The sequence below is a fragment of the Micromonospora sp. KC721 genome (assembly GCF_004348355.1).
GTDB lineage: Bacteria > Actinomycetota > Actinomycetes > Mycobacteriales > Micromonosporaceae > Micromonospora.
On record NZ_SMJY01000004.1, the window covers coordinates 78,857 to 90,367 of the forward strand.

Sequence of the window (11,511 nt, forward strand, 5' to 3'; positions counted from 1 at the left end):
AAGGGGTTATGCGCGATGACCAGTAACGGGACGCTGGCGGCACAGGCATCGACCGTGGCCAGCGGCCGCGGCGAGCGGAACCGAGCGCTGGTCTATACCGGCACCATCGGCGTCACCACCCTGGCATTGGCTGGACTCATGGGATGGCTCACGCGGTCACTGGGCGGCGGGGCCGTGCTCGCGTGGTGGGCAGGACTTCTGGCGGTACCGGTGACCAGTCGTATCGCCCAGCAGGCGGTGCACACGGTGCTGCAGGCCATCCTGCCGGATGCCGCGCCACTGTCCGACCTGGACGCTCAGGCGACCGAGGCCGCGGTTGCCAGAACCTGCTTGGTGTATCCCGTCATCGTGCACGATGAGCAGGACGTCGAGGATCTCCTGACGACAATGCGCGATTCGCGGCGGGACGCCGGATCCGGGTTCGTCGCCCACGTGGCGCTGGTGGACTTTGCCGACGGGAACTCCCCCACCCATCCCGGGGACGAAAAGCTGAGCCGTCTCATCGAAGATCGCATCCGGGTCGCGCATGACTGTGCTCCCGGCCCACCGATGTTCGCGCTTTTCAGAGCCAGGAAGTGGAATTCGGCCGACGGCGTCTGGATGGGTTGGGAGCGCAAGCGCGGGAAAATTGTGGAATTCGTGCGCGTGGTCAACGGGTCACAGGACACGACGTTCCTGGCTAACCGGACGGCCACGGCAGCGCTTCAAGGTGTGCGGTTCGTTATCACGCTCGACGTGTGTAGCCGACTGTGTCCAGGTAGCGCTCGGCAACTCGTCGCCACGATCGCCCATCCCGACAACTGCCCGGTCGTCGACCGGGAAACCGGTCAGGTCGTGTCTGGTTTCACGTTTCTCCGCCCACTCATCGCTTCCAGACGAGCGCGGACCCTCTTCGCTTGGGCGACTCGAGCCAAGCAGCGCTCAGCCAAGATCACGGTCATGCAACAGCTCTTCGGCCGGGATCATTTCTTTGGCCAGGGAATCTTCGAGGTCACCGCATTCGCAGCCACCTTGAACGACAGCCTCCCGGAAAACGCCGTACTTAACCACGACAAGATCGAGGGCATGTACGCTCGCGCGGCCTACGAGAGCCGCGCAATGATCATCGAGGACTCCCCCGAAGACTATCTGGCCTCCCGACTTCGCGACCATCGATGGGCACGAGGAGACATTCACCTCATCCCCTGGCTTTTCGCCGGTCCGAAGTCGACATTGCGAAGACTCCCCCTGCTGGACCGATACCGTGTGCTCGACGACGCCGTGGGTCACCTGTTGCCACCGGTGAGCTTGGCGCTGTTGGCCTGCGGCTGGCTGGCCCTGCCAGGCGCCCGAGCGGGGCTGTTCGCCGCCGTGGTGGTACTGGTGCCACTGCTGGCTGGTCACGTGCTGTTCCGCCCAATACTGGCGATCGCCCGACCGTTTCGGCGACGGTTCATATCCGGCCCGACGACGGAGTTGGTGGGGCATCCGTTCCTTCGAGAACACTACAGACACGTCAGACACAAGACTCTTGCGGAGTTGGCGAGCCTTCCGACGGGAATCCTGCTCATGGCGGACCGGGCGGTCACCCTCACCGACGCGGTGGTGCGAGCGGGATACCGCACCGTCGCTAGCCATCGGGGAATCCTGCAGTGGACAGCAGCGCGGACGCAGACCCGGCAGCTGAGGGACGGCGTATGGGTGCGCTATCGCACGATGAGGGCGTCCTGCGTACTCAGCCTGGTTCTCGCCGGCGTCATTTGGTCGGTCAACCCATCAGCGTTGCCATTCGCGGTGCCGCTGCTCATGCTGTGGTTGGTGGCGCCGCTCGCGGTCTACTACTCGGCCAAACCCACCGTCCGGATACCGTTCACGACTCGATGAGGGCTCCTACCGACATCGAGCGCCTTCGCGGTCATCTGCGAGAGCCGTATCGTCCCATCGACGATCAACTAACTTCAACGAGCCAGGGGGTTCGGGCATGGCGGTCGAGGATGCGGCGCAGCCACCGGCGCTGCTGGACTTCCGAGTATCAGCGCTTGTGGCGACTGCGGCTGAGCGAATTCGGCTGGCACGGCTGCTGGCGTTGGCCGGTCCTGGGCTAGTCACCGGAATCATCGCGGCGGGAGTCGCCATGGCGACGTCGGCACCGCTGACGGCGTTGGGTACCGGCGCTGTGGTCGAGAGCGTCGTCGCCGGTGGGGGCATTGCCCAGATGGTGGTGCCGCTCGCGATGGTGGCTGGCGGCGTCCTGTTGCGTCACCTCGGCGAGTCGCTGCTGGAGTTGCTGAACTGGCTGGCCACCCGCCGGATTGACAGTGCGGCGCGCAGTCGGGTGAGGACAACGGCGTTGAGCCCAGCGTTCATCGACCACCTGGCCGATCCTCGCTTCGCTGCGGAGGTGACCCGAGCCTCAGACCAAGGTGAGACGTGGCGTCTCCGGTCACCCGGCACGGCGGCGACCGGCCAGGTGGTACTGCTGGCTCGGCTGGTGTCGGCGGTGGGTGCCGCCGTCGTCGTCGCGGCCTATTTTCCGTGGCTGGCGGTGGGGCTGCTGGCAGGTTCCCTGTTGATCCGGGCGATCACCCGCCGGCAGTGGATCTACCTGGAGCGGTTGGTTGATGGTTTCGCCGATGCGCAGCGCCGGGCTGAGTACTGGACTGAGCTGGCCGCGGGGCCGGCCGCGGCAAAGGAGATCCGGCTGTTCGGGCTGGCGCCGTGGGTCGTGGGGCGCCGGCGAGAGGCTCATTCCGCCTGGGCGACGCTGTACTCGACGGAGGTGCGCGGAATCCTGCGGCGGCAGTGGGTCACGATCCTCATCGCCGCCGGTGCCAGCCTGGCCGCGCTACTGATCCCCGGGTTGGCCGCTCTTGATGGACGGCTGAGCCCCAGTGGGCTGGCGGAATGCCTGGCCGCGGCGTGGGCCATTTTCAGCATCAGCTTCATGGGCGTTGAGGCGTTGAACGTCGAGTACGGTGTCGGCGCCGTGCATGCGTTGGATCGGCTGGCCGCCCGCTACGGCACACCGGCACCCAGGACGAGTGCTACGGACACCGCCGGGGCCACAGCAGCCACCGTCGAGCCGGGCCCGCCCAGGGTGGGCTTCGAGCAGGTGCGGTTCGGTTATCCGACTGGCGACCGGCTGGTGCTGGATGGGCTGGACCTCGACATCCACCCCGGTGAGGTGCTTGCCATCGTCGGCCTCAACGGTGCCGGGAAGACGACGCTCATCAAGCTCCTGGCCAGCTTGCACCGTCCGCAATCCGGCCGGGTCACGGTGGACGGGGTTGACATAGCCCGCCTGGATCCCGTGGCATGGCGGCGTCGCATGGCCGTGGTCTTCCAGGATTTCGTGCACTACCCCTCCACGTTGCGCGACAACATCCGGATGTCGGCGCCAGAGGCGTCCGCCGACGACGAGGCGATCATGGCGGCTCTCGAGGCTGCCGGTGCGCGGGAGATCATTGAGCGGCACGGGGAAGGTCTGGACACCCCACTGTGGCGTGCTGACGCCGGCGGCACCGACCTGTCCGGCGGACAGTGGCAGAAGATCGCCATCGCCCGGGCGATCTTCGCGGTCCGCCACGGCCGCACGGTCCTGGTGTTGGACGAACCCACGGCCCACCTGGATGTCGCGGCCGAGGCTGAGTTCTACCGGCAGGTCGTCGCGGCGGTAGGTGATGTGTCGGTCGTCCTGATCTCGCACCGGCTGTCGACGATCCGTGACGCTGACCGGATCGTCGTGCTGTCCGACGGGCGAGTCGCCGAGGCGGGCAGCCACGAGGAACTGATGCATCTCAACGGAACCTACGCGCGGCTGTTCCGGCTGCAGGCGGACCGCTTTGCGGGTGTGTCATGAGGCGGATGCTGGGCATCACCGCGGTATCGCTACGGCTGACCTGGCGCGCGTACCCGCTGGGCACGGTGCTGGGGGTCGGCCTGACCGTGGCGCTGGCCGGCGCGGCTGCCGGTACCGCCGTCAGCCAGCGCTGGCTGATCGATTCCGCAGGTATGGGCATGCTGCCGGGCTTAATCAGCGCGGTTGCGTTGGGTGTCGCCGTGCACATCGTCACCTTGACCCTCGGCCGGGTAGCGGGCAACCTGCGGGTTGATCTCGCCGACCGGGTCGCGGCGACACTCGTCGAGGACATTCTGACCGCCACGGCCAAGGTGCCCGACATTGAGCATCTTGAGCGGCCCGAGCACCTTAACCGGTTGTCGCTGCTGCGTCGCGGCGCCTGGGCGCTGGCCTGGTCATGCTGGTCACTCGCGGAGACAGCCTGCGCGGTCGCCAGCCTGGCCCTGAGCGCGTGGCTCCTCGTCGACATCCACCCGGTACTGATTGTCCTCGTCATCGGGACCGCGCCGGTGCTGCTAGCGGGGCGGCGAGCGCAACGTTTGCTCGGGCAGGCGCGCGACGAGGTGGCCGGGTCGCTACGGCAGGAGGCCCAGCTACACGATCTGTGTATCAAGCCCGACCCTGCCAAGGAAGTGTGGATCGCCGGAGCCGGCCCCGAGTTGGACCGAATGGCGCGTGCGGCGTGGCAGACGGCAACTCGCCGGGAGGTTGCCGCCAGGCTGCGGGGTCTGGTCTGGTCGTACGCCGGTTGGGCGACCTACACCGCTGGGCTCGCAGTGGCTGTCATCGTGGTGGCTGATGCCGCGATGCACCACCGCGCCTCGGTGGGTGACGTGGTGCTGGTTCTGAGCCTGTCGAGGGAGCTGCGCTCACAGGCGGCCGGGACGATCGGCGGTCTCGGGGCCGTGGCGGAGGCCGGTCGGATCGCCGGCCACTACAACTGGCTTCGGCAGTACGCGGCTTCCCGGCAACGCAGTGGCGCCACCGCCCCGGACCGCCTGACGAGCGGAATCCAATTGCGTGGCGTAACTTTCTGCTATCCCGGCACCGACATTCCGGTGTTGCAGGATGTCGACATGGATCTTCCGGCGGGGGCAACGATCGCCTTGGTCGGCATCAACGGCGCCGGGAAGAGCACCCTGATCAAACTCCTGTGCGGCCTGTACCAACCCGACCATGGCGTCATCACGGTGGACGGGACTCCGCTCGCTGACCTGGACCCGGCCAGCTGGGCGGCACGCTGCTCCGGCGTTTTCCAGGACTTCGGCAAACTGCAGCTGTCGGTCCGCACGGCGGTCGGCGTGGGAGATCTCCGGCGCATCGATGTCCCGCAGGCTGTCCCGAACGCGGTCGAGCGGGCCGGCGCTGCCGGCCTCGTCGCCGCGTTGCCTCAAGGGCTGGACACCCAGCTAGGACATGTGTTCGGCGGTGCGGAACTGTCGCACGGTCAGTGGCAGAAACTGGCTCTGGCCCGCGCTTTCATGCGTGAGCAGCCGCTGCTCCTGGTGCTCGACGAGCCGACAGCGGCGATGGATCCACAGGCCGAACACGACCTGTTCGAAACCTTCGCCCAGCAATCGCGGGCGGCATCCACCCGCTCCGGAGCGGTAACGCTTCTGGTCTCCCACCGATTCTCCACGGTGCACATGGCTGACCGGATCTTTGTGCTGTCTGACGGGAGAATCGTCCAATCGGGGACACACAGCGAGCTCCTGGCGGCCACCGGTCCGTACGCAACCCTCTACACGGCGCAAGCCCGGGCGTACGGGTGAGCGCCCGGACAAGCCGAATCGCTTCCGGTCAAGACGGCTGTCCATCTGGGGTCGAACGTGCCCGTACGCCCTGCCGACAGGTACCAGGGCAGATCTGACGTCATTGGCCAGCGCGGACCAGGGTGGCCCCCGGCGTGTCGGGCCAGAAACACCTCCGTGACACGGTCCCGGTGACCCGCCTGCGAAGTGGTCGGTCAGGGCAGTGGATCAGGAGGCTGTGGCGGGCTTTCTGGTGGCGTCGGCCGAGGTGACGCCGTGCGTGGGGCGGCGGGTGAGGACCTGGGGGCCCGAAGCCGTGATGGCGACGGTGTGTTCGGAGTGTGCGGCGCGGGAGCCGTCGGCGGAGCGGATCGTCCAGCCGTCGTTGTCGAACCTGATTTCGTCGGTGGAGCGGCAGAACCAGGGCTCGATGGCGATGGTGAGGCCGGGGTGCAGTTTCATGCCGCGGCGGGCGCGGCCGTTGTTGGCCACGTGCGGGGCCTCGTGCATGGTGCGGCCGATGCCGTGGCCGCCGAACTCGGCGTTCACGCCGTAGCCGTAGGAATGGGCGACCTCGCCGATCGCGGCGGAGATGTCGCCGAGGCGGCCGCCGGGCTGGGCGGCGGTGATCCCGGCCTCCAGTGCGACCTCGGTGGCCTCGATCAGCTTCAGGTCGGCCGGGTCGGGGGTGCCGACGATGACGGAGAGCGCGGAGTCGGCGACCCATCCGTCGATGCCGACTGCCATGTCGATGCTGAGCAGGTCACCGTCCCGCAGACCATAGTCGTGCGGCAGGCCGTGCAGCACCGCGTCGTTGACCGACAGGCACAGCACGTTGCGGAACGGGCCGCGGCCGAACGAAGGGGCGTAGTCCCAGTAGCAGGATGTCGCGCCGCGTTCGGTGATCCGGCGGCGGGCGTGGTGTTCGAGGTCCATCAGGTTGACGCCGACCGCGGCGACATCGCTCAGCTCGGCGAGCAGTTCGCCGACGAACTGGCCGGCCACCGCCATCCGGCCGATCTCCTCGGCGGACTTGAGCTCGATCACGACAGCCTCCCCCTCCGGATGCGGTATTTCTATACCGGTATTTTTATACCATGCCAGGTCGGGACGCCCGAAGGGGATATCCTGCTGGCATGGTTCGCCAGCCACTCACCGCCGAACAGATCGCAGCGGGCCAGCGCCTCGGAACCGCCCTGCGGGCCGCGCGGGCCGGCCGCAGCCTCGTCGAGGTTGCCCTGGCGGCCGGCATCTCCCCCGAGACGCTCCGCAAGATCGAGGCGGGCCGCCTTCCGGCACCGGCGTTCGGCACTGTCGTCTGCCTCAGCCAGGCCCTGGAGATTCCCCTCAGCGACCTGGCCGACGTCTGGCTGGCCGACACGCCCATCCGCCAAGCGTCCTAGCCTGGGTGATTCACCCTGATCGCAGGTGGACTGTTCACCGGCACGCAACTGAGCGGGGTTGCCCGCCCGCGAGAGACCCAGGACCGTCCGGTCAGTTCAACGCGCCCGGGCGCCTGGCGTATCGGGCCTGGCCACGCCGAAGCTGATCAGGCGGTTCTGGGCCTTGCCGCGTCCTGCTTCCCGGCGTGATCGATGCGGGGCAGACGAACGGCCGCCACGGTGGCGGCCGATTCCCGAGAGTGAATCAGTGGATGTACTCGGCGGCCTCCCGCCCGGCCGGTCCGGCGAACGACCAGGCGACCAGCCCGCCGAGCGCGAGCACGCCCGCCGTCACCGCGGCCGCCGTGTTCTGCGGCCCCTGCGCCTGCCACGTCGCGACGGCACCCCCGGTCCCGTCCTGGGGATACACCGCCGCGATGGTCGTCCAGAGCAGGGGCAGCAGCCACGCCCGGGCGGCGCCGATCGTCGCGGTGCCCAGCGCGGTCAAACCCAGCAGACCGGCCGCGTCGCGGACGACCAGTGCGGCCGGGCCGAACCGGGCCGCGGTCGGCAACGTGGCGGACAGGACGAGCGAGACGACCAGCAGGGCGGCGACCAGGTGCACGACCCGCCGCCAGGGCCAGCGCATCGCCGCGGTACGTTCCAGGTGGTCGTCCGGTCCGGCCAGGGTGGTCGACAGCACCGCGACCATCAACAGCACGGTCAGCACGACCGTGACGCGGGCGGCGTCCCGGCTGTCCGCGAGCGCGAGCCACAGGCCCCAGATGAGCACCGCGCCGCCGACGCTCACCGCCAGCGCGAGCGGGACCCGCCGCGAGCGCAGGTACAGCAGGGTCCAGGTCATCGGGCGCTCCGGGACAGCAGTCCGGCGCTGTCCGCGCAGGCCCGGACGGCGCGGTGGACGGCGGTCACGCGGGCCAGCGCCTCGTCCTCGGGCAGTTGCCGCAGACCCTGCCACAACTGGACGGCTTCGGCGTTCAACGCCGGGTCCTCGAAGAGGGCGCCGGGGATGACGCCGACGTCCGACCGTGGCTCCTGCCCGAGCAGCCAGTAGGCCGCCGCCCGCTCGACCACCGGGTCGCGGTCGCGGCAGTCCCGGTCACTCTCGACGCCCAGCCCGGCAACGATCTCCGGCACCACCGCGCCCGGATGGGCGAGCCCGCCGTGGTCGTCGGTCCGGACCGGGATCCGTACGACGTCGTCGCGCCGGGGCGGCTGGGGCGTGCCGGCATCGTACGTGCGGGTGTCCTCGTGCACCGCGCTCGGCGCACCCGGCAGCCGGGCCAGCCGGGCCAGGCCGTCGCGGGCCAACGGGGTGAGCGCCGCGAGCACGTGGGCGTTGACCCGGCTGACACAGACCTTCGGCGCGTCGTCGGTACACACCAGTTGCCGTGCGACCGGGTCGATCGGCGTGTCCAGGGCTGCCGTGTCCCGGGGCACCACCGCGCTCGCCGCGGTCACCCCGAGCAGCACCGGCAGCAGTGCGGCCGTACGGACACGCCAGCCGCCGGCCACGACCAGCACCACACCGGCGACCGCGAGCGCGGCCATCCAGATCGCGTGTGCGCCGCTGACCCGGTTGTCGATCGTCTGGAAGGCATGGTGCTGACTCGTGCCGTAGATCGGCGACAGCACCGCAGCCAACCAGTCCGGCCGGATCTGCAATCCGAACATCGTCAGCAGGACACCGGCCACACCCAGCGCGGGAGCGGTCGCCAGGGCGGGCAGCAGCCGCCCGATCCCCAGGCCGAGCCAGGCCGCACCGATCAGGGACAGCACGCCCACCGCCGTGACGACGGTGAAGTTCACCACCGGGAAGTAGCGGGCGGTGGTGATGATCCAGGCGGCGCCGGCCAGGATCGCCAGCAGGTACCCGGCCGCCAGCGCGACGGCCATCGCACCGAGGACCGGTGCCATCCGCTGCCCGCGGGGGCGGGGCGTGGTCGCGAACAGTTCGCCGACCTTCGCCCGGTGCTCCCGGCGGCCCTGCCAGGCGCCGGCGGCGAGGGCGAGCGGCCACAGGAGCAACGTGTACTCGCGCGCGGTCATGGCCAGCGACATCCAGCCGCTCGCCCACCGGCCTGGCGCGACGTAGAGGGCGGCAACCGCGATCACCAGCATGATCAGCGCCGCGCCCGGGGCGGCGGACCGGCGCAGCTCGACTCCGAGGACGTTCATCGGGCGGCCTCCGCGCGGTGCCGGCGCAGGACAGCCGAGTAGCCGCGTTCGGCGGCGCTGTCTCCGGCGTGGTTCGGGTCGCCCTGCCCGGATAGGTCCGCGGCAGTGCCCTGCCACACCAGCCGGCCCTCGTTGACCAGGACGACCTCGGTGCAGGCGGCGGCCACGTCCTCGACCAGATGGGTGGAGACCAGCACGCAGGTGTCCGTGCCGAGGTCACGCACCAGTTCCCGGAAGTCGAGGCGCTGCTCCGGGTCGAGGCCGACCGTCGGCTCGTCAAGCAGCAGCAGGCGTGGATCGTTGACGATGGCCTGGGCGATGCCGGCCCGGCGCAGCATGCCTCCGGACAGCGTCTTCATCCGGGCGTCGGCCTTCGCGGTCAGCCCCACCCGGTCGATCGCCCGCTGTACCGCCGCGGCCAGTCCGGCCTTGGGCATCTCCTTGAGCCAGGCCATGTACCCGACGAACTCACGGACCGTGAACCGCGGGTAGAAGCCGAAGTGCTGGGGCAGGTAGCCCAGCTGACGGCGGACCAGCCGGAGGTCGGACCGACCGTCCACCGGGTGCCCGAGCAGCGCCAGCCGTCCGCCGGCCGGGTTGATCACCGTGGCCAGGGCCCGCATCAGGGTGGTCTTGCCGGCACCGTTCGGGCCCAGCAGACCGTGCACGCCGGCACCCAGGGCCAGGTCTAGACCGTCCACCGCCAGGTGCCGGCCGGCGCGGACCCGTAACCCCTCGGCATGGACAGCCCAGGGGTGGGTGGTGGCGGCAGTCTCGGCCGCGCTCACCGCACGCATCATCGTTTCCCCTCATTTCGGATGCGCTGCGCCGTCGGCCATTGCCGTGGGGCACGTGCCGCTGTCGCAAGCGCTGGATTGGTCGGTTGCTGGTGGACAGTCGGCGCCGTGGGACGCCTCGGTCGGGGTCAGTTGCTGTTGGACAGGCGCCGGAAGCTGCCGGCGCGGGTTGTCGCCCAGCCGGCGAGCAGCACGGTGGTCAGTGCCCACAGGCCGGCGCTGTCCGCCTGCAGCAGCACCGGCAGCCGCGCGGTGGCCAGGCTGGGCAGCACGACGGCGAGCGTCCAGGAAGCGGCCAGGCCGACGGCGGCACGGCGCACGCCGACCAGGGTGCCGAGCAGGAGGGTGGCGACAGTGAACGCCAGGCAGGGCAGCAGCATCAGCGCCAGCGAGGCACCGGTCCCGGCACCGACGGCGACGAGCGCCGGGATGACCAGGACCAGGGCGGCCACGGTGCGCCGCAGCACCATCGTCAGCCCGGCAGCCGGGGTGCCCGCGATGAGCTCCCAGCACGGATCGGTACGCCGGCTCCAGGCGGCGGCCACCCCGGGCAGCGGTGCCACCGGGGCGAGCAGCAGCACCAGCGACGGCAAACCGGTCTCCAGGATCGTGAGCAGCGCCGCGCAGCCGAGGACCGCGCCCGTCATGACCAGCCACGGCAGCAGGACCACCGTCATCCACCGATACCGCAGCTGCCGGGCGCGGCCAGCCGGGACGGGGCCGGCGGAGATCTCCCGGTCCAGCCCGGTCGCCACCCGGTCGATCAGGGCTCGGCTCTGCGGGGTCGTGCTGCCGGCCAGCCGGGCGCGACAGTCGGCGCAGTCCTCGAGGTGGACCTCGACCGACCACACGGTGGCCTCATCGAGCCCAGGGTCGGCGGTGGCGTACCGGTCGATCACCGTAAGGGTGGGATGGCGGGTCACGACAGTGCCTCCCGCAGGGCGATCCGGGCGCGGCGTATCCGCGACTTGACGGTGTTCTCCGGTACGCCCAGTAGCACGGACGTCTCCCGGACGGTGAGCCCGTCCAGGACGGTGGAGCGAAGCACCTGCCGCACCTCCAGGGGCAGGACGAGCAGCGCCTGTTCGAGTTCCTGGCCGACGCGGGCGGCCATCACCTCGTCCTCGGCCGCCGGGACCGTGCTCTCCGCCAGTGTCACCGGGGGTGTCCGTGCCTGTCGGGCCCGCCGGCGGAAGGCGTCCACGAGACGGTGCGCGGCGATGGTCCACAGCCAACCCACGGTGCTGCCCCGGGCGTCGGTGCCGGCGAAGCCGCCCGCGGCCCGCCACACCGCCAGGTACGTCTCCTGCAGCACATCGGCGACCACGTCGGGGTCGGCGCACCGGCGCCGCAGCCGAACCTCGAGCCACGGAGCGGTACGCCGGTACAACTCGTCGAACGCCTGCCGGTCCCCGCGGGCAACGCGGCGTACGAGGTCTTCCTCGTCAGTCGCGTCCAGGTGTCGTTTCACACCCGGTAAGACGACCTCCCCCGTCGGATCGGTGCGGGACAGGGTGTGACCCGCGTCACGACCGCCTCCCGCC

General features: G+C 70.0%; 10 protein-coding genes. 4 read left to right on the forward strand and 6 right to left on the reverse strand.

Annotated features, from left to right (window positions below):
• Nucleotides 1-15 precede the first annotated feature (15 nt).
• The 3 genes from E1182_RS01520 (at nucleotide 16) to E1182_RS01530 (ending at nucleotide 5,610) form a co-directional block, all read left to right on the forward strand.
• The gene (locus tag E1182_RS01520; protein WP_132260793.1) at nucleotides 16-1,863 is read left to right on the forward strand and encodes a hypothetical protein; all 1,848 of its coding nucleotides are present in this window, start codon (nucleotides 16-18) and stop codon (nucleotides 1,861-1,863) included.
• Nucleotides 1,864-1,960: 97 nt separating this feature from the next.
• Nucleotides 1,961-3,838, forward strand: a complete 1,878-nt coding sequence (locus tag E1182_RS01525; protein WP_132260794.1) for an ABC transporter ATP-binding protein — start codon at nucleotides 1,961-1,963, stop codon at nucleotides 3,836-3,838.
• 5 nt (nucleotides 3,839-3,843) lie between these two features.
• Nucleotides 3,844-5,610 (forward strand): ABC transporter ATP-binding protein, encoded by a 1,767-nt coding sequence (locus tag E1182_RS01530; RefSeq protein ID WP_165942469.1) that lies wholly within the window; start codon nucleotides 3,844-3,846, stop codon nucleotides 5,608-5,610.
• A gap of 207 nt (nucleotides 5,611-5,817) precedes the next feature.
• Here the strand turns inward: E1182_RS01530 and map are convergent, their stop codons facing one another.
• Nucleotides 5,818-6,636 (reverse strand): type I methionyl aminopeptidase, encoded by an 819-nt coding sequence (map, locus tag E1182_RS01535; RefSeq protein WP_132260796.1) that lies wholly within the window; start codon nucleotides 6,634-6,636, stop codon nucleotides 5,818-5,820.
• Between the two features lie 89 nt (nucleotides 6,637-6,725).
• Between map and E1182_RS01540 the strand changes: the two genes are divergently transcribed.
• Nucleotides 6,726-6,992, forward strand: coding sequence for a helix-turn-helix domain-containing protein (locus tag E1182_RS01540; RefSeq protein ID WP_132260797.1), 267 nt, complete (start codon nucleotides 6,726-6,728; stop codon nucleotides 6,990-6,992).
• Nucleotides 6,993-7,236: 244 nt separating this feature from the next.
• On the opposite strand, the gene E1182_RS01545 is transcribed toward E1182_RS01540, so the two are convergent.
• The 5 genes from E1182_RS01545 to E1182_RS01565 form a co-directional block, all read right to left on the reverse strand.
• The gene (locus tag E1182_RS01545; RefSeq protein ID WP_132260798.1) at nucleotides 7,237-7,836 is read right to left on the reverse strand and encodes a hypothetical protein; all 600 of its coding nucleotides are present in this window, start codon (nucleotides 7,834-7,836) and stop codon (nucleotides 7,237-7,239) included.
• Nucleotides 7,833-9,170, reverse strand: a complete 1,338-nt coding sequence (locus E1182_RS01550) for a hypothetical protein (protein ID WP_132260799.1) — start codon at nucleotides 9,168-9,170, stop codon at nucleotides 7,833-7,835. The genes E1182_RS01545 and E1182_RS01550 overlap by 4 nt, the downstream gene beginning before the upstream one ends.
• Nucleotides 9,167-9,970, reverse strand: coding sequence for an ABC transporter ATP-binding protein (locus tag E1182_RS01555; protein WP_371687500.1), 804 nt, complete (start codon nucleotides 9,968-9,970; stop codon nucleotides 9,167-9,169). The genes E1182_RS01550 and E1182_RS01555 overlap by 4 nt, the downstream gene beginning before the upstream one ends.
• A 125-nt stretch (nucleotides 9,971-10,095) precedes the next feature.
• Nucleotides 10,096-10,890 (reverse strand): hypothetical protein, encoded by a 795-nt coding sequence (locus E1182_RS01560; RefSeq protein ID WP_132260800.1) that lies wholly within the window; start codon nucleotides 10,888-10,890, stop codon nucleotides 10,096-10,098.
• Nucleotides 10,887-11,438 carry an RNA polymerase sigma factor gene (locus tag E1182_RS01565; protein WP_132334650.1) on the reverse strand — a complete coding sequence of 184 codons (552 nt, stop codon included), beginning with the start codon at nucleotides 11,436-11,438 and terminating at the stop codon, nucleotides 10,887-10,889. The genes E1182_RS01560 and E1182_RS01565 overlap by 4 nt, the downstream gene beginning before the upstream one ends.
• Nucleotides 11,439-11,511: the final 73 nt, after the last annotated feature.

Excerpts from the sequence above, each read along its gene's own strand:
- E1182_RS01545 (WP_132260798.1), bottom strand. The coding sequence starts at position 7,836 with ATGACCTGGACCCTGCTGTACCTGCGCTCGCGGCGGGTCCCGCTCGCG.
- E1182_RS01520 (WP_132260793.1), top strand. The coding sequence starts at position 16 with ATGACCAGTAACGGGACGCTGGCGGCACAGGCATCGACCGTGGCCAGC.
- E1182_RS01550 (WP_132260799.1), bottom strand. The coding sequence starts at position 9,170 with ATGAACGTCCTCGGAGTCGAGCTGCGCCGGTCCGCCGCCCCGGGCGCG.
- E1182_RS01540 (WP_132260797.1), top strand. The coding sequence starts at position 6,726 with ATGGTTCGCCAGCCACTCACCGCCGAACAGATCGCAGCGGGCCAGCGC.
- E1182_RS01530 (WP_165942469.1), top strand. The coding sequence starts at position 3,844 with ATGCTGGGCATCACCGCGGTATCGCTACGGCTGACCTGGCGCGCGTAC.
- E1182_RS01525 (WP_132260794.1), top strand. The coding sequence starts at position 1,961 with ATGGCGGTCGAGGATGCGGCGCAGCCACCGGCGCTGCTGGACTTCCGA.
- E1182_RS01555 (WP_371687500.1), bottom strand. The coding sequence starts at position 9,970 with ATGATGCGTGCGGTGAGCGCGGCCGAGACTGCCGCCACCACCCACCCC.